This window comes from Pseudomonas sp. PKS, assembly GCF_051913525.1.
Taxonomy (GTDB): domain Bacteria; phylum Pseudomonadota; class Gammaproteobacteria; order Pseudomonadales; family Pseudomonadaceae; genus Aquipseudomonas; species Aquipseudomonas guariconensis_D.
The window spans coordinates 261,187-287,753 of sequence record NZ_JBEGDO010000003.1 but is presented as its reverse complement, the minus strand read 5'-3'; the positions used below and the strand labels follow the sequence as shown (position 1 = coordinate 287,753).

23 protein-coding genes are annotated in these 26,567 nt (G+C 64.0%); 9 read left to right on the top strand and 14 right to left on the bottom strand.

The window, feature by feature from the left end; genetic code table 11:
• Positions 1-119: 119 nt before the first annotated feature.
• Complete coding sequence (locus ABOA88_RS05435; RefSeq protein ID WP_367851080.1) at positions 120-1,070, bottom strand: ribonuclease Z; 951 nt, start codon at positions 1,068-1,070, stop codon at positions 120-122.
• A 153-nt stretch (positions 1,071-1,223) separates the two neighbouring features.
• Here ABOA88_RS05435 and ABOA88_RS05430 point away from each other — a divergent pair, with 153 nt between their 5' ends.
• Positions 1,224-1,865: a LysE family translocator gene (locus ABOA88_RS05430; RefSeq protein ID WP_367851079.1), complete on the top strand. Its 642-nt coding sequence runs from the start codon at positions 1,224-1,226 to the stop codon at positions 1,863-1,865.
• Positions 1,866-2,086: 221 nt separating this feature from the next.
• Here ABOA88_RS05430 and ABOA88_RS05425 read toward each other — a convergent pair whose 3' ends face one another.
• Positions 2,087-3,835 (bottom strand): BCCT family transporter, encoded by a 1,749-nt coding sequence (locus ABOA88_RS05425; protein WP_367851078.1) that lies wholly within the window; start codon positions 3,833-3,835, stop codon positions 2,087-2,089.
• A gap of 319 nt (positions 3,836-4,154) precedes the next feature.
• On the opposite strand from ABOA88_RS05425, the gene ABOA88_RS05420 reads away from it, so the two are divergent.
• Positions 4,155-4,772, top strand: a complete 618-nt coding sequence (locus tag ABOA88_RS05420; protein ID WP_196168805.1) for a dihydrofolate reductase family protein — start codon at positions 4,155-4,157, stop codon at positions 4,770-4,772.
• Positions 4,773-4,885: 113 nt separating this feature from the next.
• Here the strand turns inward: ABOA88_RS05420 and nhaB are convergent, their stop codons facing one another.
• Positions 4,886-6,388, bottom strand: coding sequence for a sodium/proton antiporter NhaB (gene nhaB, locus ABOA88_RS05415; protein ID WP_367851077.1), 1,503 nt, complete (start codon positions 6,386-6,388; stop codon positions 4,886-4,888).
• Between the two features lie 150 nt (positions 6,389-6,538).
• Here nhaB and ABOA88_RS05410 point away from each other — a divergent pair, with 150 nt between their 5' ends.
• The gene (locus ABOA88_RS05410; RefSeq protein ID WP_367851076.1) at positions 6,539-7,351 is read left to right on the top strand and encodes a crotonase/enoyl-CoA hydratase family protein; all 813 of its coding nucleotides are present in this window, start codon (positions 6,539-6,541) and stop codon (positions 7,349-7,351) included.
• 34 nt (positions 7,352-7,385) lie between these two features.
• Complete coding sequence (nudC, locus tag ABOA88_RS05405) at positions 7,386-8,216, top strand: NAD(+) diphosphatase (protein WP_196168802.1); 831 nt, start codon at positions 7,386-7,388, stop codon at positions 8,214-8,216.
• Here the strand turns inward: nudC and ABOA88_RS05400 are convergent.
• Positions 8,190-8,963 carry a TSUP family transporter gene (locus tag ABOA88_RS05400; protein WP_043212203.1) on the bottom strand — a complete coding sequence of 258 codons (774 nt, stop codon included), beginning with the start codon at positions 8,961-8,963 and terminating at the stop codon, positions 8,190-8,192. The genes nudC and ABOA88_RS05400 overlap by 27 nt on opposite strands.
• Positions 8,964-9,146: 183 nt before the next feature.
• Positions 9,147-10,436 (bottom strand): NAD(P)/FAD-dependent oxidoreductase, encoded by a 1,290-nt coding sequence (locus ABOA88_RS05395; RefSeq protein WP_367851075.1) that lies wholly within the window; start codon positions 10,434-10,436, stop codon positions 9,147-9,149.
• A 153-nt stretch (positions 10,437-10,589) separates the two neighbouring features.
• Between ABOA88_RS05395 and ABOA88_RS05390 the strand changes: the two genes are divergently transcribed.
• The 3 genes from ABOA88_RS05390 to ABOA88_RS05380 all read left to right on the top strand — a co-directional run bounded on the left by ABOA88_RS05390 (position 10,590) and on the right by ABOA88_RS05380 (position 13,778).
• Entirely contained in the window at positions 10,590-11,477 is an 888-nt protein-coding gene (locus tag ABOA88_RS05390; protein WP_043212206.1) for a LysR substrate-binding domain-containing protein, read from the top strand.
• A gap of 94 nt (positions 11,478-11,571) precedes the next feature.
• Positions 11,572-12,681 carry an agmatine deiminase gene (gene aguA, locus ABOA88_RS05385; RefSeq protein ID WP_196168800.1) on the top strand — a complete coding sequence of 370 codons (1,110 nt, stop codon included), beginning with the start codon at positions 11,572-11,574 and terminating at the stop codon, positions 12,679-12,681.
• Positions 12,681-13,778, top strand: coding sequence for an extracellular solute-binding protein (locus ABOA88_RS05380; RefSeq protein WP_367851074.1), 1,098 nt, complete (start codon positions 12,681-12,683; stop codon positions 13,776-13,778). Before aguA ends, ABOA88_RS05380 begins: the two co-directional genes overlap by 1 nt.
• Before the next feature lie 70 nt (positions 13,779-13,848).
• Here ABOA88_RS05380 and ABOA88_RS05375 read toward each other — a convergent pair whose 3' ends face one another.
• The 8 genes from ABOA88_RS05375 to ABOA88_RS05340 form a co-directional block, all read right to left on the bottom strand.
• Positions 13,849-15,822 (bottom strand): DNA topoisomerase III, encoded by a 1,974-nt coding sequence (locus tag ABOA88_RS05375; RefSeq protein ID WP_196168798.1) that lies wholly within the window; start codon positions 15,820-15,822, stop codon positions 13,849-13,851.
• Positions 15,823-16,040: 218 nt separating this feature from the next.
• The gene (locus ABOA88_RS05370) at positions 16,041-16,475 is read right to left on the bottom strand and encodes a GNAT family N-acetyltransferase (RefSeq protein WP_196164039.1); all 435 of its coding nucleotides are present in this window, start codon (positions 16,473-16,475) and stop codon (positions 16,041-16,043) included.
• Positions 16,468-17,634, bottom strand: a complete 1,167-nt coding sequence (locus ABOA88_RS05365) for a ribosomal protein uL16 3-hydroxylase (RefSeq protein ID WP_196168797.1) — start codon at positions 17,632-17,634, stop codon at positions 16,468-16,470. The genes ABOA88_RS05370 and ABOA88_RS05365 overlap by 8 nt, the downstream gene beginning before the upstream one ends.
• A gap of 81 nt (positions 17,635-17,715) precedes the next feature.
• Positions 17,716-19,086, bottom strand: a complete 1,371-nt coding sequence (purB, locus tag ABOA88_RS05360; protein ID WP_043212220.1) for an adenylosuccinate lyase — start codon at positions 19,084-19,086, stop codon at positions 17,716-17,718.
• Positions 19,087-19,226: 140 nt separating this feature from the next.
• Positions 19,227-19,847, bottom strand: a complete 621-nt coding sequence (gene hflD, locus ABOA88_RS05355; RefSeq protein ID WP_043212222.1) for a high frequency lysogenization protein HflD — start codon at positions 19,845-19,847, stop codon at positions 19,227-19,229.
• On the bottom strand, positions 19,844-20,968 hold the full coding sequence (gene mnmA / locus ABOA88_RS05350; protein WP_196168796.1) for a tRNA 2-thiouridine(34) synthase MnmA: 1,125 nt from the start codon (positions 20,966-20,968) through the stop codon (positions 19,844-19,846). Before mnmA ends, hflD begins: the two co-directional genes overlap by 4 nt.
• Before the next feature lie 58 nt (positions 20,969-21,026).
• The gene (locus tag ABOA88_RS05345; protein ID WP_196168795.1) at positions 21,027-21,467 is read right to left on the bottom strand and encodes an NUDIX hydrolase; all 441 of its coding nucleotides are present in this window, start codon (positions 21,465-21,467) and stop codon (positions 21,027-21,029) included.
• A 183-nt stretch (positions 21,468-21,650) separates the two neighbouring features.
• A complete protein-coding gene (locus ABOA88_RS05340; protein ID WP_196168794.1) occupies positions 21,651-23,876 on the bottom strand; it encodes an NADP-dependent isocitrate dehydrogenase in 2,226 nt (741 codons plus the stop codon).
• A 487-nt stretch (positions 23,877-24,363) separates the two neighbouring features.
• On the opposite strand from ABOA88_RS05340, the gene icd reads away from it, so the two are divergent.
• Positions 24,364-25,620 carry an NADP-dependent isocitrate dehydrogenase gene (icd, locus tag ABOA88_RS05335; protein WP_196168793.1) on the top strand — a complete coding sequence of 419 codons (1,257 nt, stop codon included), beginning with the start codon at positions 24,364-24,366 and terminating at the stop codon, positions 25,618-25,620.
• 72 nt (positions 25,621-25,692) lie between these two features.
• On the opposite strand, the gene cspD is transcribed toward icd, so the two are convergent.
• The gene (cspD, locus tag ABOA88_RS05330; protein WP_196168792.1) at positions 25,693-25,950 is read right to left on the bottom strand and encodes a cold shock domain-containing protein CspD; all 258 of its coding nucleotides are present in this window, start codon (positions 25,948-25,950) and stop codon (positions 25,693-25,695) included.
• Between the two features lie 230 nt (positions 25,951-26,180).
• On the opposite strand from cspD, the gene clpS reads away from it, so the two are divergent.
• Positions 26,181-26,543: an ATP-dependent Clp protease adapter ClpS gene (gene clpS / locus ABOA88_RS05325; protein ID WP_043212233.1), complete on the top strand. Its 363-nt coding sequence runs from the start codon at positions 26,181-26,183 to the stop codon at positions 26,541-26,543.
• Positions 26,544-26,567 lie beyond the last annotated feature (24 nt).

Genomic DNA, 26,567 nt, shown 5'->3' with positions numbered 1-26,567 from the left:
TTTTACAGATCTCAGGATGAATCAAGAGCGCGAAGTCTGCGGCCCGGCGTGGGTACGGTCAACGAAAAACCGATGGGCTCAAGCATTCGACGATAGCCATGGCCGTTGGTCGGGGCGTTTCATGCCAGGCGCCCGTCGCGCGCCATGTGATAACGCCGCAGGTCCTGCGTCAGGATCAGGTTGCCGCGGTAATGCGCCAAGGCTTCCAGATGCACGTCTTCGATGGACGGGCTGCGCGCTGGGTTGGGCTGGTAGCGGGCACTGAAATGGGTGAGCACCAAGTTCTTAACCCCCGCCTGTTCGGCGAACTGCGCCACCGCCGCGGCCGTGCTGTGGCCGAAGGTGGCCTGGGTGCGCTCGATCAGCGGCTGGGTGAAAGTCGCCTCGTGCACCAGCACATCCACGTCCTTTGCCACCTCGGCGAGCAGGTCCGGGGTGTCGTTGTCGCCACAGACGATGATGCGCCGGGCCGGGCGGGACGCGCGCAGGTAATGCTGGGGGAGGAGCATGCGACCATCGTGTTCGACCGGATTGCCATGGGCCAGCTCGCCCCACAGCGGACCGCGGGGGATCCCCTCGGCGTCCAGGCGCTGAATGTCCAGGCGTGGCTCGGGGTTGATTTCGGTGAACACATAACCGTGGCTGGGGACTCGGTGAGACAGCGCCACGGTGCTCACCTGGATATTGTCGTTGTGCCAGGTGCCGAGTGCTTCCACCGCCAGCAAGCGCAGCTCGAAGGTCAGGTAGGTCTGGCTGACGGCAAGGCTCAGGCGTATCCAGTCGTGCAGCGCCGCCGGTGTGATCAGATCCAGGGGCGCGGTGCGTCCGGACATGCCGGCGCTGGCCAGCAGGCCCGGGAGGCCGAAGCAGTGGTCGCCGTGAACGTGGGTGATGAACACGCCTCGCAGGTCGTGGATCGACAGCGAGGTATGGAGCAATTGGTGCTGGGTGGCTTCTCCACAGTCGACCAGGTACCAGTGGCTTCCGGTCGCTTCGATGACAGCGGTGCCGGTCACGTTGCGCGCCTTGGTGGGCACGCCGGCTGAGGTGCCCAGAAACTGCAGGTCCATGGAGGGCTCCTTGGAGGTGGATAGCCGCATTTTCAGTGGTGGCCCTGCTGCGGGGCAAGCCTGTGTCCCAAGGATCAAAAAGATGCGTCTAGCGCGCCGATCAGCAGGGTATTTCTGTAAGATTCAGCCTTCATTTTGCTTAGAGCTTTGGATATGGACGTTCATTCGATTCTCGCCTTCACCGTGGTCGCCGCGATTGCCATTGCCAGCCCCGGACCTGCCACCTTGATGGCCATCAACAACAGCCTGGCGCACGGACAGCGCAGCGCGGTGTGGTCCTCCATCGGCAATGCCAGTGGCCTGTTCTGCCTGTCCTCGGCCGCAATGCTGGGTCTTGGGGCGTTGCTGGCCAGTTCCGAATGGCTGTTCAACGCGGTGAAGATCCTCGGCGCGGGCTACCTGTTCTACCTAGGCGCCAGGCAGCTGTTCAAGAAGGGGCCGATGCTGGCGCAAGGCGTTGAAGCGGGGACGCAGAAGGCCCGCCCTACACGCTGGAAACTCTACAAATCGGCCTTCCTCACGGCGGTGACCAACCCCAAGGCGACGATGTTCTTCACGGCCTTGTTCCCACAGTTCATCGACCAGCAAGCGGCACTGCTGCCGCAGTTCCTGATCCTTACTTCGATCTTCATGGCCTTGTCGCTGGTGTCGTTGAGCCTGTATGCCGCGCTCGCGTCGCGGGCCAAGGGGGTGCTGACCCGTTCGGCGTTGTCGCGGTGGGTCAGTCGAGTGGTGGGGTCGACGTTCATCGGTTTTGGCGCTGCCATCCTGACCATGCGCCGGCAGGCAGCGTGAGGCACCGAGCGGCACGGGGCATTTCTGAGTGCGCTCAGGGACGCCAACTGAAGGCAACCTTGTGCCATCTGCACTGCCCCCTTCGTGGGTAAGCGCACTCCCACAAGGTCTGCGAGGACTCTTAGGATTCGCGCGGATTCCGTGGGAGCGGGTTTACCTGCGAAGCAGGCGACGCGGTGGGGCAGGTCAATCCGCCCTCGTACGCGCCGCGCTGGGTCGCCTCAGGTCTCTGTGGCCTGTGCCTCGGCGTGCGTGTGTTTGACGGCGGATTTCTTTTCCTGGACGACGATGTAGAACTCCTCGCCATGCTTGACCGCGCCATACAGCACGGCTTTCTCGATTAGCTCGTTGCCGCGCAGGTGACGCAGCATCATCGGGTCGCGGCGCAGGTCGCGGTAAAGCGCCAGGCACAGCAGCACCATCACGATCACGAACGGCAACGCCACGACGATGGTGAGGTTTTGCAGCCCGGTCAGGGCCTCGCCTGGGTTGGCCGGGTCACCGATCGCCAGCATGATCGCCGCCACCGTGCCGGTCAGCGCGCCCCAGAAGATCACCGTGGCCCGGGACGGCTCCGTGGTGCCGTGCTCAGACAGCGTGCCCATCACCAGGGAGGCGGCATCGGCGCCGGAGACGAAGAAGATACCTACCAGGATCATGATCAATACCGAGGTCACCGACGCCCACGGATAGCTTTCCAGCAGCTCGTAGAGCGCGTGGTTGCTGTTCACGGCGCCATTGACCAGGGTGAAGGTGCCTTCCTGCAGCGCGTCGATACCGGCACCGCCGAAGATCGTGAACCAGATCAAGCTCACCAGGCTAGGCACCAGCAGCACACCGGTGACGAACTGGCGAATGGTGCGCCCGCGGCTGATGCGCGCGATGAACATGCCGACGAAGGGTGTCCAGGAGATCCACCAGGCCCAGTAGAACACGGTCCAGCCGGCCAGCCAGTTGTCCATCTGCTCGCCACCGCTGGCGCTGGTGCGCGCCATCATTTCCGGGAGCATCTTGATGTACACGCCGATCGAGGTGGGCAGCAGGTTGAGCATCAGCAGCGTCGGGCCGACCATGAAGGTGAACAGCGCCAGCACCAACGCCAGCACCATGTTGGTGTTGGACAGCCACTGGATGCCCTTGCCGATACCGGACACCGCCGAGGCGACGAAGGCCACGGTCAGCAGGGTGATGATCGAGATGTAGAAGATTTTGCCGGGATGCTCGATCCAGCCGTTGTACTCCAGGCCACCGGCGATCTGCAGGGCGCCCAGGCCCAGGGAGGCGGCGGAGCCGAACAGGGTGGCGAAGATCGCCATCATGTCGATCACGCGGCCGATGGGGCCATTGGCGTGGCGCCCGATCAGCGGCCGGAACGCCGTGGAAATCAGCTGCGAGCGCCCACGCCGGAAGGTGCCGTAGGCGATCACCAGGCCGACGATGGCATACATGGCCCAGGGGTGCAGCGTCCAGTGGAACAGGGTGGTGGCCATGGCCACCTGCATCGCCTCGCTGGTTTGGCCGGCAGCGGTCCCTGGAGGCGGGGAGACGTAATGCGACAGTGGCTCGGCTACACCGAAGAACATCAGCCCGATGCCCATGCCGGCGCTGAACATCATCGCCACCCAGGATACGGTGCGAAACTCCGGCGCCTCGCCATCGCGCCCCAGCGGGACCTTGCCGTAGCGGCTTGCGGCCAGCCACAGCACGAAGAGCACGAACAAGGTCGAGGTGAGAACGAAGAACCAGCCGAAATGGACGATGACCCAGGACTGGGCGGTGGAGGCGCTTTTGGCCAGGCTCGCTTGGCTGACGAAGCCCCAGATGACGAATGCGACTGCGAGGATGCTGGTGATGCCGAAGACAATCCAGTCGATCTTGCCTTCGAGGTGACGATCCTTCTTGGCTTCTTCGGTCTGCGAAGGATCTGTCACGCCAAGGGCGAGTGTGTCAACGCTCTCTTCCTTTGCCATGTGTCGTAATGCCCCTTTGTGGGTGCCTGGCCGCTGCAGGTTTGTTGTTGTGCTTGCCGCTGTGTGACGACGTGCAACCCGGTCAGGCCGAGCCGCCAAGGCGCGATTATCCTGCCGGGAAAAGGGGGCTTCCTATTCCCAGACCGTCCTGTCGCGTCCTTGAAACGACCCCTCTGTGGGACCCTGGTGCCGCTTTGTGCTCATCCGGCTTTGCGTCGCAGCCGTCTGAATTTCAGGCGGCCTGTCGATTTCGCCCGGCGCCGTCCGACCATGGAGTAGGGAAGGCATGCAGGCCTTCCAATGACTGGAGAACCGATCCATGCGCAAGCTCATCGTCGCGGCTTTCATCTCTCTGGATGGTGTCATGCAGGCCCCGGGCGGGCCGAACGAGGACACCCTCGGCGGGTTCCGTTATGGCGGCTGGGTGGTGCCCTACGCCGACGAAGCCTCTGGCCAAGCCATGCAGGTGCTGTTCTCGCAGCCGTTCGAGTTGCTGCTGGGGCGGCGCACCTACGAGATCTTCGCCGGCTACTGGCCCCAGGTGGACGCAGGGCACCCGATTGCCGACCTGTTCAATGCGGTGCCCAAGCACGTGGCCACCCATCGCCCTGAGACGCTCGCCTGGCAGAACAGCCATGGCCTGGGGGATGACGTGGTGGAGGCGGTCAAGGCGCTCAAGCGCCAGGACGGCGCCGACCTGCTGACCCAGGGCAGTGGCGAGTTGGTGCGCCAGTTGCTGGCCGCGGGGGTGGTGGATGAGCTGCGCTTGATGATGCATCCGATCCTGCTCGGGACCGGCAAGCGGCTGTTCGGTGACGATGCGCAGGCGGCGGCCTTCAGGCTGGCCAGTTCGACCAGCACGCCGGCAGGGGTGGTGATCGCCCACTATGTGCGCGAGGGTGAGGTGCGTACGGGGACGTTCGAGAACGTGTGTTAGGTATCGCTGAAACCGGTGTGGACTGCCGTGGACCGCGTAGCCTGCTTCGCGGGTAAACCCGCGAAAGGGCCGGGGCAGTCACTGCAGGGTGACTGCCTCGGCGTTGATCCGGCTCAGAGCCAGTAGGTCACCGCCCACCAGCCCAGCCCGCCCATGACCACGGTATAAGGCAATGCCATCCATACCATCCGCCCGTACGACAACCGCACCAGCGGCGCGATCGCCGAGGTCAGCAGGAACAGGAACGCCGCCTGCCCATTGGGTGTGGCCACGCTGGGCAGGTTGGTGCCGGTGTTGATCGCCACCGCCAGGGTCTCGAAATGCTCACGGCTCATGGCGCCGTTGAGAAACGCCTGCTTGACCTCGGTGATGTAGATCGTGGCGACGAACACGTTGTCGCTGATCGCCGACAGCAAGCCATTGGCCAAGTACAGCATGCCCGGCTGCTGATCGGCCGGCAGGGCCAGCACCCAAGAGATCAACGGGCTGAACAACTGCTGCTGATGGATCACCGCGACCACCGCGAAGAACACCACCAGCAGTGCGGTGAACGGCATGGCGTCCTGGAATGCACGGCCCAGGCGGTGTTCGTCGGTGATGCCGGTGAAGGCGGTGATCAGCACGATCACCAGCAGGCCGATCAGGCCGACCTCGGCAACGTGCAGGCCCAGGCAGACAATCAGGATCAGCGCAGCGATTCCTTGTACCAGCAAGGCGACGCGCTGGGCCGAGGTCCGCGCGGCATCGTCTTCGGCCGCATAGCTGGCCAGCACCTGGCGCACGCGCTCGGGCATCAGCGTGCCGTAACCGAACAACCGCAGTTTCTCCAGCAACACGCACGTCACAAGGCCAGCCGCCAGCACTGGCATCGACACCGGCGCCACCTTGTAGAAGAAGTCGGCGAAATGCCAGCCCATCTCATGGCCGATCAGCAGGTTCTGCGGCTCGCCCACCAAGGTGCACACCCCGCCCAGGGCCGTGCCCACCGCGCCATGCATCAACAGGCTGCGCAAAAAGGCGCGGAACTGGTCCAGGTCTTCACGGTGCAGTTGCGGCACCTGGTTGTCGCTGTCGAGCTCGGACTCCTCGCGCGGGTTGGCGCCGGAGGCGACGCGGTGATAGACCGCATAGAAACCCACTGCGGCGCTGATGATCACCGCCGTGACGGTCAAGGCATCGAGAAACGCCGACAGGAATGCCGACAGCACGCAGAACAGCAGCGCCAGGATGGCCTTCGAACGCACGCCCAGCAGGATCTTGGAGAACAGGAACAGCAGCAGTTCCTTCATGAAGTGAATGCCGGCGACCATGAACATCAGCAGCAGGATCACCGGAAAATTGTGCTGCAGCTCTTCATACAGGGCCTGGGGCGTGGTCATCTCCAGCAGCAGCGCCTCGATCAGCAGCAAGCCGCCGGGCATCAACGGGTAGCACTTGAGCGCCATGCCCAGGGTGAAGATGAACTCGATCACCAGCACCCAGCCGGTGACCACCGGGCCGAGGGTTGCCAGCAGCACGGGGTTGAGCACGAGGAACAGGCAGATGACGGCCTTGTACCAGAGCGGCGACTGGCCCATGAAGTTGTGGGCGAGAGCGCCGGTCAGGGAGCGGGACATGAATTTGTATCCTTTTGATTCAGCAGTCGCGCAAGGTGCCCGATGCGGGCGTCAGGTGCAAGGCGTTCAGTCCCGCTTTTGGCACAAGCACGGCCTTGAGGGTGCGTTATAGTCCGGCGCGTGAACCTTTTACCTACAGGAGTACCGCCCGTGACCGAGTACCGCGCATTCAAGGTTGAATTGACCGACAACATTGCCCATGTGCAGATCAACCGTCCGGAAAAGCTCAATGCCATGAACGGCGACTTCTGGAAGGAAATCATCGACATCTTCCAATGGATCGACGACACCGACGCGGTGCGCGCGGTGGTGCTGAGCGCGGCGGGCCAGCACTTCAGCGCGGGTATCGACTTGGCCTTGCTGGCCCAGCTGGCCGGGCAGATGGGCAAGGACGTGGGCCGCAATGCGCGCCTGCTTCGGCGCACCATCCTGGGCCTGCAGGCCTCGTTCAATGCCGTGGACAACTGCCGCAAACCGGTGCTGGCAGCGATCCAGGGCTACTGTCTGGGCGGTGCGATCGACCTGGTCTCGGCTTGTGACATGCGCTACTGCAGTGCCGATGCGCAGTTCTCGATCAAGGAAATCGACATGGGCATGGCCGCCGATGTCGGGACCTTGCAACGTTTGCCGCGTATCATCGGCGACGGTGTGATGCGCGAAATGGCCTACACCGGACGCCACGTCGCGGCGGACGAGGCCCAGCGCATCGGCCTGGTCAATCAGGTGTTCGACGACCAGGCCGCACTGCGCGAAGGAGTCTTTGCCTTGGCAGCGCAAATCGCGCAAAAATCGCCGATTGCGGTAAGCGGCACCAAAGAGATGCTCAATTACATGCGCGACCATCGCATCGACGATGGCCTGGAGTACATCGCCACCTGGAACGCCGCCATGTTGCAGTCCGAAGACCTGCGGGTCGCCATGGCGGCGCACATGAGCAAACAGAAACCGACCTTCGCCGACTGACCGGGGCGGGGGACGCGCTTTTAAGGATCCCGAAATGTCAGCACGTTGGACTACCGCAGTACTCGACCCGCAGATCACCGGCGGCCTGGCCGTCGCTCGTGGCCCGGAAGGGTTCCTGATGGATGACAACGGCGCGCTGTTCCCCCGCGATTGGCTCAAGGATCAGGACCTGGACGTGCTCTGCGAGCATGGCATCGGCCACCTGGACGGCCAGCCTGTGTTCCTGCTCGAGCTGCGTGGCAGTGCCGAGGTGCCCGGCTGCAGCTGGCGCGGTCTGCGCCAGTTCATGCTTGAAGGCGACATGCTGACCTACACCCTCCTGGGTTATGCCGCGCAGATCGGCACCTGGGCGCGCGAACATCGCTTCTGCGGCAGCTGCGGCCAGCCGATGACCCAGATCCGCTGGGAGCGGGCGATGTACTGTCAGCCGTGCGACCTGCGCAGCTACCCGCGCATCTCGCCGAGCATGATCGTGCTGATCACCCGGGGGGATGAAGTGCTGCTGGCGCGCTCGCCGCGTTTCGTCACGGGCGTCTACAGTACCCTGGCCGGCTTTGCCGAGCCGGGCGAATCGGCCGAGGACTGCCTGGTGCGGGAGGTGCGCGAGGAGGTGGCGGTGGAGGTCAAGAACATCCAGTACGTCGGCAGCCAGTGCTGGCCGTTCCCGCACTCGATGATGCTGGGCTTCCATGCCGAGTACGCGGGCGGCGAGATCGTCATGCAACCGGACGAGATCGAGGACGCCCAGTGGTTCAATGTGCACGATCTGCCGCCGCTGCCTGCCGGGCGTTCCATCGCCCGTTACCTGATCGACCTCTACGTGGCGCGTCGCTTGGGGCTACCCGACCCAGTGCTGCCACACTAGGCGCACGGTCAACGCCAGCACCACGGCGATGAACACCGGGCGGATGAACTTGCTGCCGCCGCTGATCGCCGTGCGTGCGCCGAAGAAGGCGCCAACCATCACCGACAGGCCCATGCACAGGCCGACGATGTAGTCCACCTGCCCGGAAATGATGAACACCGTCAGCGCCGCGATGTTGCTGACGAAGTTCATGCTGCGCGCCACGCCGCTGGCGCGGACCAGGTCGATGGGGTAGAGCAGCAGGGTACTGACCGTCCAGAACGCCCCGGTGCCGGGGCCGGCCACGCCGTCATAGAAGCCCAGGCCAAAGCCCTGGGGGAACTGCCACTTCTTCTTGATCGGCGCGTCGGCATCCAACGGTGCCTTGGGCGTCCCGCCGAACAACAGGTAGACGCCACAGGCGAAGACGATCACCGGCAGCATCTTGTTCAGCCAATCGGCCGGCATGTAGTGGGCGGCCAGCGCCCCCAGCAGCGCGCCCACCAAGGTACCGACCAACGCCCGGCGCCACTGCGCGGGGTGGAACAGCTTGCGTCGGTAGTAGGTGAAGCTGGCGGTGGCCGAGCCGAAGGTGGAGCTGAGTTTGTTGGTGCCCAGCACCAGATGGGGCGGCATGCCGGCGGTGAGCAAGGCCGGGGTGGTGAGCAGCCCCCCGCCGCCAGCGATGGCGTCGATGAAACCGGCCACGAAGGCGACCAGGGCGAGGATGAGCAGGGTGAGCGGTTCTACGGTGAGTTCGAAAGGCATGGGGCTTTTACAGACAGGGCGGCGAGTGCGGCAAAAGGCCGCGCTAGAGGCGGTACAGGGTAGTCCTCAAGGACGGGGAATACCAGTCATGCCATGGAGTAGGTGAAGCCCCAGGGATCCGGGGGCGCTTTGCGGCTCCTTGCAGGCTACGCCAGGCCCCAGATCCCCTCCTGACTGTTCCCGTCAGACGTAGTCGCGCAATCGGTACCACGCCTTCGCCGCCGCCTCCAGGGGCGCGGCCATCAGCTCGCCGCCTGGGAAGCGGCCATTGTCGATGCCTTGGTACAGCCCCAGCAGGTCTTCGTCGCCGAGGATCGCATCGCTCACCGCCCGGGCTGCGGCCAGGGTCGGCAGCACGCCATGCCCTGAGAAGCCCTGCAGCCAGTAGCGTTGGCCCAGACGGCCAATATCCGGGGTGCGCTGGATGCTGCAATCCAGATGACCGCCCCAGGCGTAGTCCAGGCTCACCCCGGCGAGCTGCGGGAACACACGCTCCAGGTAGGGGCGCGTGGCGCTGGCGACGTCCTTGGGTATGCCTCCGAGGTAGGTGCAACCGCCGCCAAACAGCAGGCGATGGTCTGGCGTGAGGCGGAAGTAGTCGGGGACGAACTGGTTGTCGATCACGCAACTGTTGCGCGGCAGCAGCGACTGGGCCATGGCCGGATCCAGCGGCGCGGTGGCCACCTGGTAGGAGCCGACCGGCAGCAGACGGCGCGACAGGTCGCGGTCGAGGCGGTCGATGTAGGCATTGCAGGCCAACACCAGCACCTGGCTGCGAACTTCGCCCAGGCCTGTTCGGGCGACGAAGCCGCTCGGGCTTTCGTGGTAGTCGAGCACCTGGCTTTGCTCGAAGATCTGTCCGCCAGCGGCCTCGATGGTGGCGGCCAGGCCCTGGGCCAGCTTGAGGGGGTTGAGGTGGGCACCGTTGGGGTCGTACAGGGCGGCCTGGTAGCGGGGGCTGTCGATCCAGTCGGGCAGCTCGTCGCGGCCAATCAAGCGCAGGCAGTCATAGCCCCATTTCTGTTCGGCTTCGTGCTTGGCCTCTTCAAGTATCTTCACGCGGCGAGGCATCACCGCGGTCCACAGGCTGCCGACCCGGTAGTCCACGTCGAAGCCGTGCCGCCCCGGCAGCTCGCGCATCTCTTCGGCGGCCCAGCGCATGCTGTCCCAAAGGCGCCGGGCGCCCTCGACGCCCAAGGCCTTTTCCAGGGGCGGCATGTCGCAGGACCAACCCAGCAGCGCCTGGCCTCCGTTGCGCCCGGAGGCGGCCCAGGCCACCCGGCTGGCCTCCAGCACGACCACGCGCTTGCCGGCCAGGGCCAAGCGCAGTGCCGTGTGCAGGCCGCTGAAGCCCGCGCCGATGATCAGTACGTCAGTGTCCACGGCGCCTTGCAGGGCAGGGCGCAGAGGGATCGTAGTGGGGTAGGTCTGGGCGTAGTAGCTGGCAACGTGCTGCGCGGACTGCTTGAACATGCGGACCTCGTGAAATTTGTTGTTATTAATTTCATGAAAAAGTAACAGAAAAAATTCACGGCGCCAGCCCCTTCATGGGTAAAGGCTTAACGGGAGTCTGAAAATGCCCTATATGATTCGGCTCTGATTACCTCGACCCGCGGAAAGACCTCCATGCGCCGTCTGCCTTCCCTGACTGCCCTGCGCACGTTCGAATGCGCCGCCCGCCATGGCCACTTTGGCCGTGCTGCCGCCGAGCTGTGCGTGACCGACAGCGCGGTCAGCCACCAGATTCGCCAACTGGAGGATCAGCTTGGCGTGGCCCTGTTCGAACGGGCGGGCCGCCAGGTGCGCCCGACCACCGAGGCCGAGCGCCTGCTGCACCATTTGCAACAGGCTTTCGAGCTGATCGGCAAGGCCTGTGACGAGCTGCGCGACCCTGCCTCCCAGGCCGTGCTGCGGGTCGCGGTCACGGCGGAGCTGGCGCAGAAATGGTTGGTCGCACGGCTTGCCGACTTCAGCAGCCGTTACCCGCACATCACCTTGCACCTACACGAACAGCCCATCAACGCGGGTGCTCCGGCTTTGGATATCGACATCGCCATCACCTACGGCACCAGTGCGCTGGATGCCAGCACCCACTTCGTACGCCCGTTGCCGCTCTTGCAGTTCTTCCCCGTGTGCAGCCCGGGCCTGTTCAACCAAGGCGGGCTCAAGCGCCCGCGGGACCTGGTACGCCATTGTCTGCTGCACGATGATCAGGACGGACGCACCTGGACCACCTGGCTGGCCACGCACGCCGAGGACGCTTTGCCCACCCGCCAGCTGTACTTCCCCCATGCGGCGCTGGCCCTGGAGGCGGCGGTACTGGGGCAGGGGGTGGCAATGGGCGACAACCTGACCTGCCAGGCCGACCTGCAAAGTGGCCGCCTGGTGCGCCCGTTCAGCGCCAGCGTGACCGCTCAGGGCCAGTACGCGCTGGTATGCGAGCGCCTGCGCCTGGAGCGGGGCGCGGTGGCCGAATTCATCGACTGGTTCACCGAACAGATCACCGAACCTTGAATTGAATTCAGCTATTGGCAAGTTTTCATCGTTGGAAGCCTGGGCCCGCGCGGCGTAGCGTGCAGTCATCACTCACCGATGACGAGGTTGACCCATGGCACGTTCGCTCACCACCACCCCCAAGGCCGATGGTTTCCGCCTGCCTGGCGAATTCGAGCGCAAGACGCGCTGCTGGCTCGGCTGGCCGGAGCGTCCGGATGTGTGGCGCAACGGCGGCAAGCCTGCGCAGAAAGTCTGGGTCGACATCGTCACCGCCATCGCCTCCAGCGAACCGGTGACCGTGTGCGCCTCCGCCGCCCAGTACGCCAATGCCAGGCGCCTGCTGCCGGCTCATGTGCGGGTGGTGGAGATGACCTGCAACGACACCTGGTTCCGCGACAGCGGCGCCTGCTTCGTGGTCAATGACAGTACCGGCGAAGTGCGTGGTGTGGATTTCGAGTTCAATGCCTACGGCGGTTTGGATGGCGGCCTCTACTACCCCTGGGACAAGGATGATCAGATCGCCCAGAAGATGCTGGAGATCGAGGGCCTGGACCGCTACCGCGCACCGCTGATCGCCGAGTTGGGTGGCATTCAGAGCGATGGCCAGGGCAGCCTGCTGACCACCGAACAGTGCCTGCTCAACCGCAACCGTAATGCCCACCTGGGCAAGGACGAAGTCACCCGCAGGCTCGAGGATTACCTGGGCGCCGAGCAGGTCATCTGGCTGCCGCGTGGCTGTAAGTTCGACGAGACCGATGGCCACGTCGACGACCTGGCCTGCTTCGTGCGCCCAGGCGAGGTGGTGCTGCAATGGACCGATGATCGCAACGATCCGCAGTGGGAGATCTACCAGGAGGCCTATGACATCCTGCGCAGCACCCGTGACAGCCGTGGCCGCGAGCTTAAGGTGCACAAGCTGCCGCAACCCCAGGTGCTGGAATGGACCGCCGAGGAAGCGGCCGGGCTTGACCAGGTCGACGGCACCCACCTGCGCCAGGCCGGCACCCGAATCTGCGCCTCCTACATCAACTATTACGCTGGCAACTCGGCCATCGTCGTGCCGCTGTTCGGTGATCGCAATGACAGCGTGGCGCAGGCCACCTTGGCCGAGCTGTTCCCTGACCACCGCATCATCGGTATCGAGAACTCGCGGGAAATCCTGCTCGGTGGTGGCAACGTCGCCTGCATCACCATGCCGCAATACGCCGCTGGAGGTCGCTGATGAAACTTGCCCCGCTGGCCCTGGCGGTCGCCCTGGGTTGCGCAGCGTCGGCGGCCCTGGCAGCCGACGCACAACAGCCGACCGTCAATCTGTACATCTGGGGCGAATACCTCGCCCCAGACACCTTGACCAACTTCGAGAAGCAGACCGGCATCCGCGTGGTGGCCGACCACTTCGACTCCCTGGAAACCGCCGAGACCAAGTTGCTCACCGGCGGTAGTGGCTACGACGTGGTGCTCAGTGCCGGCCAGCACCTGAGCCGGGCGATTGCCAGCGGTGCCCTGCAGCCGCTGGACAAGGGCAAGCTGCCGCACCTGGCGGGCATCGGCGAGGAGTTTCGCCAGCACATGGCGGTGTTCGACCCGGGCAATCGCTATGCCGGCACCTACGCCTGGGGCACCACGGGCGTGGGCTACCAGCAGCAGGCGGTGACGGCGCGGCTCAAGGGGGCACCGCGCGACAGCTGGGCGATGCTGCTCGATCCGCTGGTGGTGGCGAAGTTCGCCGATTGCGGGGTGAGTTTCCTCAACGACCCTAACGAGGTGTTCGCTGCGACGATGCGCTACCTGGGGCTGGACATCAACCAGCAGCGCCTGGAGGACCTCAAGACCGCCGAGGTGCACCTGCGCAAGGTACGTCCGTATATCCGCTATTTCGACAACGACCGCAATATCAACGACCTGGCCAACGGCGAGACCTGCGTGGCGATGTCGTGGAACGGCAACGTGGCCATCGCCCAGGCCCAGGCCGAGCAGGCAGGCAAACCGTTCACGCTGGATTACAGCATTCCAAAGGAAGGCACGTTGATCTGGCTGGATGCGCTGGTGGTGCCCAAGGATGCGCCGCATCCGGAGGCCGCGTGGAAGTTGATGGACTACCTGATGCAGCCGGAGGTGATCGCGCCAATCACCGACACCATTCACTATGCCAACGCGATCACGGCGGCCGACGCCCTGGTGGACCCGAAGATCCGCAATGCGCCAGGGACCTATCCACCAGCCGACGTGAGGGCGCGGTTGTACAGCAAGAACGACAACGCCAAGGCCTTCAACCGGGAGCTGACCCGTGCGTTCAGCCGGCTCAAGAGCGGGACCTGACAGGAGGGGCGTTTGCCTGTTCCGGCCCTTTCGCGGGTAAACCCGCGAAAGGGCCAGAACAGGCGACGCATCAACGCGAAGCTTTGCGCCGTGGTTGCCTCGGCTTGCTGCCCGTAGCTTTGGCGCTGTCGCCAGAAGCCTTGCCTTTCCCGCCACTGCGCCGTTTTTTCTTCCAAGGCGCCCCCTTGCTCCCCGCCGGCACCGGCGGCCCGCTGATGGTCAGGCGCATGCCGCTGCAGCGCTGCACCAGCTTGCCCATCCAGGCCGATTGCCGGGCGACGAACTCCTCCAGGCTCATCTCGCCGCTCTGCACCATGTCCAGTGCTTGCTCCCAGATAGCGGTGGTGCCGGGGTCGGCGATGGCGCGGGGCACGGCGTCGATCAGGCTGAAGGCAGCCGGTGTGGCGCACAGGGCCTTGCCGTTCTTGACCAGGTAACCGCGGTCGAGCAGGCCCTGGATGATGCTGGCCCGGGTGGCCTCGGTGCCGATACCGGTGGTTTCCTTGAGCTTCTGCTTGAGCAGTGGGTCGTCCACCAGCTTGGCGACGTTCTTCATTGCCTTGATCAGATCGCCTTCGGTGAAGGGTTTGGGCGGTTGGGTCCACAGGTCCTTGAGTTGCAGGTCATGCACGGCGCAGGCCTGGCCTTGGTTCAAGGTCGGCAACACCTGAGGCGGTGGCGCTTCGCGGCCTTTGGCCGGGGTCAGCGCCTCGGGCAGGGCCCGACGCCAACCGGGCTCGACGATCTGCTTGCCCACCGCGCGCAGGGCGTGGCCGGCGCAGTCGAATTCGGCCTGGGTGCGATCGAACTCGTGATTGGGCAGGAACTGCGCCAGGTAGCGGGCGCGGATCAAGGTGTAGACGGCCTTGTGCTTGGGCGGTAGGCGCGAAGGGTCGCTGGCGGCGGCGGTGGGGATGATGCCGTGGTGGGCGCTGACCTTGGCATCGTTCCAAGCCCGCGAGCGGCGCTGGGGCTCCAGGTGCGCTTGCAAAGGCGCAAGGCTCGCATCGGCGCGTTGCAGGGCAGCCAGGATCATCGGCGCCTCGCCGTGCTGGCTGAGCGGCAGGTAGCCGCAGTCGCTACGCGGGTAGGTGATCAACTTATGGGTTTCGTACAGGGCCTGGGCGATATCCAGGGTCTCCTGGGCGCCGAGACCGAGCTTCTTCGAGCAGACTTCCTGCAGGGTGCCCAGGTCGAACGGCAGGGGCGCCGCTTCACGCACGCGTTCGGTGGCCACCTTGGTCACCTGGGCGCTGCCGGCGGCCTGCATGTCAACGGCGGCCTGCTGGGCCAGTGCCGGGTTCAGGCAGCGGACCTGATCGTCACAGGCATCCTCGGGCGCACGCCATTGGGCGGTGAAGACGCTGCCGCTGCTCTGGAGTTGCACATCGATAGCCCAGTAGGGCACCGGCACGAAGTCAGCGATGCTGCGGTCGCGGTCGACCACCAGGCGCAGGGTCGGCGTCTGTACCCGGCCCACCGGCAGCACGCCCTGGTAGCCGGATTGGCGGCCCAGCAGTGTGAACAGGCGGCTCATGTTCATGCCGATCAACCAGTCTGCGCGGGAGCGGCCTAGGGCCGAATGGTAGAGGCTGAAAGTCTCCTGCCCTGGCAGTAGGCGGGCCAGGGCCTTGCGGATCGAGGCGTCGTCCAAGGCCGAGAGCCACAGGCGCTGGATCGGGCCGCGGTAGCGACAGTGCTCCACCAGTTCGCGGGCGATCATCTCGCCTTCGCGGTCGGCGTCGGTGGCGATCACCAGTTCCCGGGCTTCACCGAGCAGGCGCTTGACGGCCTTGAACTGGCTGGCGGTCTTGGGCTTGACCAGCATCTTCCATTTTTCCGGAATGATCGGCAGGTCCGCGAGGTTCCAGCGCTTGTAGCGCTCGTCGTAGCTGTCGGGCGGGGCGGTTTCGAGCAAATGGCCGATGCACCAGGTCACGCAGACGTCGGTGCCTTGCCAGCAACCATCGGCCTTGCGGGTGGCGCCGAGGACTTTGGCGATGTCCTTGGCCTGGGAGGGTTTTTCGCAGAGGAACAGGCGCATGGCCGGGAACGCTTCATCGCAAATGAGGGCGCTAGGATGCGCAAGCCAGGGCGCGGAAGCAAGCTTTGTCTGGATGGATATACAGCTTTTTGTCAGGGCGGGTTTCAGCGTCATTCCTGACTGTTCGCGGGCAAACCCGCTTCCACTGGTGCTTCGCTGAGCCCTGTGGGAGCGGGGTTACCCGCGAATAGGTCCGTCGAGTCAGCCCAATTTGCGGGTCAGGCCAGTTCGCGGGAGTCGCGCACCATGTCCACGTGCGGGATGCCGGCCTCCAGGAATTCCTCGCTGACCACGCGGAATCCCAGGCGCTCGTAGAACGGCGTGGCGTGTACCTGGGCGCTGAGCATCTGCTGCTTGAGGTCACGGTTCTGCGCTTCGACGATCACTGCGCGCACCAGGGTGTCGCCGACCTTCAGCCCGCGCCAATCCTTGAGTACGGAGATCCGGCCGATGGTGCCATCGGGCAGCAGGCGTGCGGTGCCGATCGGGTAGTCGCCTTCCAGGGCCAGGAAGTGCAGGGCGTCCTGGTCTTCGGCGTCGAACTCCAGCTCTGGTGGAATGTGCTGCTCTGCGACGAACACCGCCTCGCGAATGCGGCGGATATCGGCGTTGTCTTTATGCCAGTCGGCGAGGCGAACGCTGATCTTATTCATTGGCAAATCCCAGGCTTCCTTGTTTGACCAGCTGGCACAGCAATGTCAGACCTTCTTCGTCTTCAAGCCACTGAGAAAGGTTTTCGATGTGCAGTGCGTCGGCGGCACAGACTAGCTTGAGCAGCTCACGCAGATGGCCCGAGAGCAGGCGGCTCTGGCCACTGGCGAACAGCAGCAGGTTGTCGTCGACTTCCGACCAAGCCATGCGCGCGCTTGGGTTGCGGATCAGGATGGCGCCTTGCTCCAGGCTGTCGATCAGGTCTTCTTCGCTCAGCTCTTCACCGGACACCAGTTCCGGATAGCGCGGCTCGGTCATGAACTGGCCGAACCAGGTCAGCAGCAGGCGCTCGTCACCCATGTGCTCGGCCAGCAGGGCCTTGAGACGGTCCAGGGCATCGTGCTGGATCTGGTGCGGGTCAGCAGCCGGCTGGGCGTCGGCATCGCTGTAGCGCTCCTCGTCCGGCAGGAACTGGCTGAGGAAATCGGTGAAGTGGGTCAGTACTTCAGCGGCGCTCGGGGCGCGGAAGCCCACCGAATAGGTCAGGCAGTCGTCTTCGGCCACGCCATAGTGGGCCAGGCGCGGCGGCAGGTAGAGCATGTCGCCGGGCTCCAGGGTCCATTCGCCGCTCTGTTCGAATTCGGCGAGGATGCGCAGGTCGGTGTGCTCCAGCAATGGGCTGTCGCTGTCGCACATCTGGCCGACTTTCCAGTTGCGCTTGCCATGGCCCTGGAGCAGGAACACGTCGTAGTTGTCGAAGTGCGGGCCGACGCTGCCGCCAGGCGCGGCGAAGCTGACCATCACGTCATCGATACGCCAGCTCGGCAGGAAGCGGAAATGCTCCAGCAGCTCGGCCACTTCCGGCACGAACTGATCCACTGCCTGGACCAGCAGTGTCCAGTCGCGCTCGGGCAGGGTGGCGAATGTGTCCTCGGCGAAGGGGCCGCGGCGCAGCTCCCACGGGCGCTCGCCATGCTCAAGCACCAGGCGCGACTCGACTTCCTCTTCCAGGGCAAGGCCGGCCAGCTCGTCAGGGTCGATCGGGCTTTCGAAGTCCGGGAAGGCCTGGCGCACCAGCAGGGGCTTCTTCTGCCAGTAGTCGCGAAGGAATTCACGGGCCGTCAGGCCGCCCAGCAGCTGCAGTGGAGTATCAGGATTCATGTTCAACCTATTGAAAAAACGTAATTTTCATCCGGGAATAAAAACGCCCGGCCAGGCCGGGCGTTGATCACGGGGCGCAGGTCAGATGCGTTTGGCCTGGGCCGCCGCGTTGCCGATGTAGGTAGCCGGGGTCAGCTGCTTGAGCTCGGCCTTGGCTTCAGCGGGCATGTCCAGCCCATCGATGAACGCCTGCAGCGCTTCGGGGCTGATGCCCTTGCCGCGCGTGAGCTCCTTGAGCTTCTCGTAGGGGTTCTCGATGTTGTAGCGGCGCATGACGGTCTGGATCGGCTCGGCCAGGACTTCCCAGCACGCGTCCAGGTCTTCGGCGATGCGGGCGACGTTCACTTCCAGCTTGCCGATGCCCTTGAGGCTGGCCTCGTAGGCGATGACGCTGTGGGCGAAGCCCACGCCCAGGTTGCGCAGCACGGTGGAGTCGGTCAGGTCACGCTGCCAGCGGGAGATCGGCAGCTTGCTGGCCAGGTGCTGGAACAGCGCGTTGGCGATACCCAGGTTGCCTTCGGAGTTCTCGAAGTCGATCGGGTTGACCTTGTGCGGCATGGTCGAGGAGCCGATCTCGCCGGCGACGGTCTTCTGCTTGAAGTAGCCCAGGGAGATGTAGCCCCAGACGTCGCGGTCGAAGTCGATGAGGATGGTGTTGAAGCGGGCGATGGCGTCGAACAGCTCGGCGATGTAGTCGTGCGGCTCGATCTGGGTGGTGTAGGGGTTGAACTGCAGGCCCAGTTCGTCTTCGATGAAGGCGCGGGCGTTGGCTTCCCAGTCGATCTGCGAATAGGCCGACAGGTGGGCGTTGTAGTTGCCCACGGCGCCGTTGATCTTGCCCAGCAGCGGCACGGCGGCGACCTGGGCAATCTGGCGCTCCAGGCGGTAGACCACGTTGGCCAGCTCTTTGCCCAGGGTGGTCGGCGAGGCCGGCTGACCGTGGGTGCGCGACAGCATCGGCACGTCGGCGTGGGCGTGGGCCAGGGCGCGGATGGCCTGGGCGATCTGGCGCATCAGCGGCAGCAGCACTTCGTCACGACCGGCGCGCAGCATCAGGGCGTGGGACAGGTTGTTGATGTCCTCGCTGGTGCAGGCGAAATGGATGAACTCGCTGACCTTGGCCAGTTCCGGCAGGGTCGCGGCCTGCTCCTTGAGCAGGTATTCGATGGCCTTGACGTCGTGGTTGGTGGTGCGCTCGATTTCCTTGACGCGCTCGGCGTGCTCGAGTTTGAAATCGGTGGCCAGGGTGTCCAGCAAGGCGTTGGCTTCGGCGGAGAACGCCGGTACTTCGCCGATCTGCGGGTGAGCGGCCAGACGCTGGAGCCAGCGCACCTCGACCAGGGCGCGGAAACGGATCAGGCCGTACTCGCTGAAGATGGGGCGCAAGGCCTGGGTTTTGCCGGCGTAGCGGCCGTCTACAGGGGAAACCGCAGTGAGCGAGGAGAGCTGCATGGGGTGTTCTCGGACAGTCAGGCTTTTGGAAGGGCGCATATCATACATGAAAAAGGCAGGCGGCGAGCTTCTAGCTGCAAGCAGCACGTAAAAGCCGACGTGCTGCTTCTGGTTGGTGCATGCAGCTTAGAACTAGCAGCTTACCCTCGCATCATGTCGTACAGTTCGTTGAGCAATTTGCGACGGCTGAACACCAACTGCCAGCGGTGCCCACCCAGCTGACGCCACAGGCGCGCGGCGCGGATGCCGGAGAGCAGCAGGGCGCGGATCTTCGAGGCATTGCCGGCCTGCTGAAGGAAGCGCATGTCGCCATGCACCTGGATGCGCTGGCGCAAGGTGCTCAGGGTGTCCTGGTACAAGGCTCCACTGGATGCGATGACATTATCGTGAACCAGGCCGAAATGATCGGCCTGGGCCTGGATCTGGGGCAGGCGCTTGCCGATGGTCTCGAGCATGTCGTCTCGCTTGGCCAGCTGGCGCTCCAGGCCGAGCATCGACAGGGCATAGCGCAGCGGCTCGCGCTGCAGGCTGCTGGGGTCGCGCTCCAGGGCGCCGACCAGGGCGCGGTAGCCGTCGCGCAGGTTCAGGTCATCGCCGCCGAACACCTCCAGGGTGTCCTTGGGGTCACGCACCAGCAGGCTACCCAGCATACAGCCGATGTTGGCCTCGCTGGCCTGGCCGGTCCGGGCGATGCGGTCAACCAGCACTGCGGCCTGGAACACGCCGCCCAGGGCGACCAATTGCTCCTGGAGAGTATTCATTGGCGGGGGCTCCAAGGCTCGGCGGTCTCGATCACGCCTCCACCCAGGCATACCTCGCCGTCATAGAACACCACCGACTGCCCCGGGGTGACAGCGCGTTGCGGCTCGTCGAAGACCGCGCGATAGCCATGCTCGGTGCGCTCCAGGGTGCATTGCTGGTCGCTCTGGCGGTAGCGCACCTTGGCGGTCAGCCTGCGCGGGCTGCTCAGGTCGATCGGGTTGACCCAGAAGATCTCCGAGGCGAGCAGGGCGCGGGAGAACAGCCAAGGGTGTTCGTTGCCCTGACCGACCACCAGCACGTTGCGAGTCAGGTCCTTGTGCAGCACGTACCACGGCTCGTCGCCGGCATCCTTCATGCCGCCGATGCCCAGGCCCTGGCGCTGGCCGATGGTGTGGTACATCAGGCCATGGTGACGCCCGATGACTTCGCCGTCGGTGGTCTCGATGTCGCCCGGCTGGGCGGGGAGGTACTGCTTGAGAAAATCGCTGAAGCGGCGCTCACCGATGAAGCAGATGCCGGTGGAGTCCTTTTTCTTGGCCGTGGCCAGGCCGTGTTTCTCGGCAATGGCACGTACTTCGGGCTTTTCCAGCTCGCCGACCGGGAACAGGGTGCGGGCGATTTCCTTGCCGCCGACGGCATGCAGGAAATAGCTCTGGTCTTTGTTCGGGTCCAGCCCCTTGAGCAGTTCGGTGAGCTCGCCGGTGTCGCGGCGGCGCACATAGTGGCCGGTAGCGATCAGGTCGGCGCCCAGGGACAGGGCATAGTCGAGGAAGGCCTTGAACTTGATCTCGCGGTTGCACAGGATGTCCGGGTTCGGTGTACGCCCGGCCTTGTACTCCTCCAGGAAATGCTCGAACACGTTGTCCCAGTATTCGGCTGCGAAATTGGCAGTGTGCAGCTTGATACCGATGCGATCGCACACGGCCTGGGCGTCGGCCAGGTCCTCGCGGGCGGTGCAGTATTCGGTGCCGTCGTCCTCTTCCCAGTTCTTCATGAACAGACCTTCCACCTGGTAGCCCTGCTCCATGAGCAAAAGGGCGGAGACGGAAGAGTCCACGCCGCCGGACATGCCGACGATAACGCGGGTCTTGGCGGGGTCTTTGAGTGCTGGGCTGGTCATGGCTACCGGTGTGTATCTGGGGGAAAAATTCCGATTCTATCAGGCCAAGGGCCGGACGTCAGTCGCGCAGCAAGGCGAGGCTGTGCAGTGGGCCGGCCAGGTAATCGTCGATGCAGCGCGGTACCAGCTCGCTACGCCAGCGTGCGGGGTCGGCCAGCAGTTGCTCGCGGGTCAGCCAGACGGCGCGGACGATATCGCTGTCCAGGGGGTGGTCGGCGTGGTGGTGCACGGGGCGCGCGGCGAAACAGATGCGCTGGTAGGTAACGCCATTGCTGGGGGCGGTATAGAGGTAGATGCCGACCACGCCGGTGAGTTCGACCTCCCAGGCGGTTTCCTCCAGGGTTTCGCGCAGGGCGGCCTGGGTCAGGGTCTCATTGGGCTCAAGGTGCCCGGCGGGTTGGTTGAAGACGTGTTGGCCGGCCTTGAACTCTTCGACGAAGAGGAACTTGCCCTCGTGTTCGACGATGGTAGCGACGGTGATGTGGGGGTGCCAGGTCATGAGCAGCTCCGTAAGGGGCGGCGCGGACCCTGTAGGCGCGGGTTTACCCGCGTATGCGATGGTGACCCAAGGGCGCATTCGCGGGTAAACCCGCTCCTGTAGGGGGCGTTGGCCGCCGGCAACAATATCCAGAAAGCACAAACCCCGGTGCGTGGCCGGGGTTTGTGGTGTTACTTCAGAACCTTACAGTGCGGCAATGGCGCTGTTGAGGGTCTGGCTTGGGCGCATGACCTTGGCGGTCAGCTCGGCATCCGGTGCGTAGTAACCACCGATGTCGGCCGGCTTGCCCTGAACGGCAGCCAGTTCGGCAACGATGGTCGCTTCGTTCTCGGCCAGGGTCTTGGCCAGCGGTGCGAAGCGCGCCTGCAGGGCGGTGTCGTCGGTCTGGGCAGCCAGAGCCTCGGCCCAGTACAGGGTCAGGTAGAAGTGGCTGCCGCGGTTGTCGATACCGCCGACTTTGCGCGATGGCGACTTGTTGGTGTCGAGGAACTTGCCGGTGGCCTGGTCCAGGGTGTTGGCCAGGACTTTGGCACGTGGGTTGTCGTAGGTGTTGCCCAGGTGCTCCAGGGAGGCGGCCAGGGCCAGGAATTCACCCAGCGAATCCCAACGCAGGAAGTTCTCTTCGACCAGCTGCTGCACGTGCTTGGGAGCCGAACCGCCGGCGCCGGTTTCGAACAGGCCACCGCCATTCATCAGCGGGACGATCGACAGCATTTTGGCGCTGGTGCCCAGTTCCATGATCGGGAACAGGTCGGTCAGGTAGTCGCGCAGGACGTTGCCGGTCACCGAGATGGTGTCCTTGCCTTCGCGGATGCGGGCCAGGGAGAACTTGATGGCATCGACCGGTGCCAGGATACGGATGTCCAGGCCGCTGGTGTCGTGGTCCTTCAGGTACTTCTGGACCTTCTCGATCATCACGCCGTCGTGGGCGCGGGCAGGGTCCAGCCAGAACACCGCCGGGGTGTTGCTCAGGCGGGCGCGGTTGACGGCCAGCTTGACCCAGTCCTGGATCGGTGCGTCCTTGGTCTGGCACATGCGGAAGATGTCGCCGGCTTCGACGCTCTGCTCCAGCAGCACCTTGCCCTTGCCATCGACCACGCGCACGACGCCGTCGGCCTGGATCTGGAAGGTCTTGTCGTGGGAGCCGTACTCTTCGGCTTTCTGAGCCATCAGGCCGACGTTCGGCACGCTGCCCATGGTGGTCGGGTCGAAGGCGCCATTGGCCTTGCAGTCCTCGATCACGGCCTGGTAGATGCCGGCGTAGCAACGGTCAGGGATGACGGCCTTGGTGTCCTGCAGTTCACCGACGGTGTTCCACATCTTGCCCGAGTCGCGGATCATCGCAGGCATCGAGGCGTCGACGATGACGTCGCTCGGTACGTGCAGGTTGGTGATGCCCTTGTCGGAGTTGACCATGGCCAGGGCCGGACGAACGGTGTACAGGGCCTGGATGTCGGCTTCGATCTCGGTCTGCTTGTCAGCTGGCAGGTCCTTGATGCGGGCGTACAGGTCGCCAATGCCGTTGTTGGCGTTGAAGCCGACTTCGGCGAGGGCTGCGGCGTGCTTGGCCAGCACGTCGTTGTAGAACTCTTCGACGATGACGCCGAACATGATCGGGTCGGAGACCTTCATCATGGTGGCTTTCAGGTGGACCGACAGCAGCACGCCGGATGCCTTGGCATCGGCGATTTGTTCGGCGATGAAGGCTTTGAGGGCCTTGCGGCTCATGACGGCGCAGTCGATGACTTCAGCGGCTTTGACGGCGGTCTTTTCTTTCAGGACGGTGGTGGTGCCGTCTTTGCCGACCAGCTCGATACGCAGGCTGTCATCGCCTTCGATCAGTGCGGCTTTTTCGCTGCCGTAGAAGTCGCCTTGGGTCATGTGGGCGACGTGCGACTTGGAGTCGGCAGTCCAGGCACCCATCTTGTGCGGGTGCTTGCGGGCATAGTTCTTGACCGACAGCGGGGCGCGGCGGTCGGAGTTGCCTTCGCGCAGAACCGGGTTCACGGCGCTGCCTTTGATGCGGTCGTAGCGGGCGCGGGATTCTTTTTCTTGCGCCGTGCTCGGCTCGTCAGCGTAGTCAGGGATGTTGAAGCCCTTGCCTTGCAGTTCCTTGATCGCGGCCTTGAGCTGCGGTACCGAGGCACTGATGTTCGGCAGCTTGATGATGTTGGCTTCCGGGGTGGTGGCCAGTTGGCCCAGCTCCGCCAGGTGATCGCCTACGCGCTTCTCGGCGCCCAGTTGCTCCGGGAATGCCGCGAGGATACGGCCAGCCAGGGAAATGTCGCGGGTTTCGACGGCGATGTCGGCCGAAGCGGTGAAGGCTTCGATGATCGGCAGCAGGGAATAGGTGGCGAGGGCGGGAGCTTCGTCGGTGAAGGTATAGATGATCTTGGAACGGGTGGGCATGCGGGTTAACTCTCTGTTTTGCTGAGCGTGCTCGAAGTCTCGAGATGCGCAGGGTAGGCGCTACGCCCTGGCAGCGCCATGGGCAATTGGTCGAGAGGCTTGCGAGCGGTGATGGTGGATGCATCAGTCGAGCGTCAAACGGCTGGGCGGCGGTAACAGCCCAGGCTTTTTGGCCATTCTTGGCCGAGGGCGAGCCGCGTTTTTCCAAGGGTTCGCCCCAATGACCCTACGGTCAGGGCCGGAGTATACCAAACCCTTTGGGCTATGTGATATCGGGCCGCTTATAAGACGAAAGGCGTAAGGGCAATGTGGCGCGATGCCGCAGCCCTCGACGTCTGCGCGCGGCACAAAGTGTGTGCGGGCATGTCAGTGGTCGCTGCCGTCAGCTTGCAACTTGCAGCGCGAAGCTTGCAGCTCAGGAAAGCTGGTTTAGGCTCATTGGATCGCAGGATGTCCAATCACACCTGGAAAAGCGGAGTAGTGCAGCATGGGATACCAGAAAATCAAGGTTCCGGCAGACGGCGCGAAAATCACCGTCAATGCAGACCATTCGCTCAACGTTCCCGACAATCCCATCATCCCGTACATCGAGGGCGACGGTATCGGTGTCGATGTCTCGCCGGTGATGATCAAGGTAGTGGATGCTGCCGTGCAGAAGGCCTACGGCGGCAAGCGCAAGATCGCCTGGATGGAGGTGTACGCCGGCGAGAAGGCCACGCAGGTCTACGACCAGGACACCTGGCTGCCCCAGGAAACCCTCGATGCAGTGCGCGACTATGTGGTGTCGATCAAAGGACCGCTGACCACGCCGGTCGGTGGGGGTATCCGCTCCCTGAACGTAGCCTTGCGCCAGCAGTTGGACCTGTACGTATGCCTGCGTCCGGTGCTGTGGTTCCAGGGGGTGCCGAGCCCTGTGAAAAAGCCTGGTGACGTCGACATGGTGATCTTCCGTGAGAACTCCGAGGACATCTATGCCGGCATCGAATGGAAAGCCGGCTCTCCTGAAGCCAACAAGGTGATCAAGTTCCTCAAGGAGGAAATGGGCGTCACCAAGATCCGCTTCGACGAGAACTGCGGCATCGGCGTCAAGCCGGTCTCCGAGCAAGGTACCAAGCGCCTGGTGCGCAAGGCGCTGCAGTACGCCGTGGACAACGACCGTGAGTCGGTGACCCTGGTGCACAAGGGCAACATCATGAAATTCACCGAAGGGGCCTTCAAGGATTGGGGCTACGAGGTGGCGCGGGACGAATTCAAGGCCGAGCTGCTCGATGGCGGCCCGTGGATGAGCTTCAAGAACCCCAAGACCGGGCGCCAGATCGTGGTCAAGGATGCGATTGCCGACGCCATGCTCCAGCAGATCCTGCTGCGTCCGGCCGAGTACGATGTGATCGCCACCCTCAATCTCAACGGCGACTACCTTTCCGATGCCCTGGCGGCCGAGGTCGGGGGCATCGGTATCGCCCCGGGTGCCAACCTGTCCGACACCGTGGCGATGTTCGAGGCGACCCATGGCACGGCGCCCAAATATGCCGGACAGGACAAGGTCAATCCGGGCTCGGTGATTCTGTCGGCGGAAATGATGCTGCGCCACATGGGCTGGACCGAGGCGGCCGACCTGATCATCAAAGGCACCAACGGCGCCATCGCGGCCAAGACCGTCACCTACGACTTCGAGCGCCTGATGGACGGCGCCAAGCTGGTCAGCAGTTCCGGATTTGGCGATGAGATGATCAAGCACATGTGAGGGCAATGAAAACCGGCCAGCCCTCGTGGGGGTGGCCGGTTGCCGATGTGCCTGCAGAAGGTCAGGGGTGGATCAGGCCTGGACGATGCTCTCGACCGGCTGGGCTTCGACTTTCGGTGCCGTGGCGCCGGCGCCGCAGATGTTGACGGCGTGCAGCCCCTTGGGTCCCTGGACGATGTCGAAGGTCACGGACTGGCCAGCCTTGAGTGTCTTGTAGCCGTCCATCTGGATATGCGAATAGTGGGCGAACAGATCTTCGCTCTTGCCCTCCTCGTTGACGAATCCATAGCCCTTGGCATTGTTGAACCACTTGACTTTACCGCTCGCCATCCTCATGTCCCTCTGCAAAGGACTCCATCACTGGAGTATCATCCACGTCATCCGCATACGAACCATGCGAAAAAATCTGGTTGACTGCGCGGATCTTTATCGACCACGGTGGGTTCTTATTGGTTGTAACACCGTTTTGCCGATAGTCAAGGTCAGACGGCCCCCGCGCCGGCAGCGGCCTACGCGGTCAAACCATCACCTTAACTTGTCGTTATGATGAAATTCTTTCCATGCAACCACTCAGCCAGATTCGACTAACATTCAATCAGGATCGCCCGCAATCTAATGAGGACGACGGCTCCGGTCTGGCGGTACAGGAAGCCAAGCCGATCCTGCAGGCGCCACCGATGTACAAGGTGGTTTTGTTCAACGATGACTACACGCCAATGGATTTCGTCGTCGAAGTGCTCGAGACGTTCTTCAATCTGAACCGCGAGCTGGCGACCAAGATCATGCTGACCGTCCATACCGAAGGGCGGGCAGTGTGCGGATTGTTTACCCGTGACATCGCCGAGACAAAGGCCATGCAGGTCAACCAATACGCCAGGGAAAGCCAGCATCCGCTACTCTGTGAAATCGAGAAGGACGGTTAATCGCCGACCACTTGGGTATGAGGT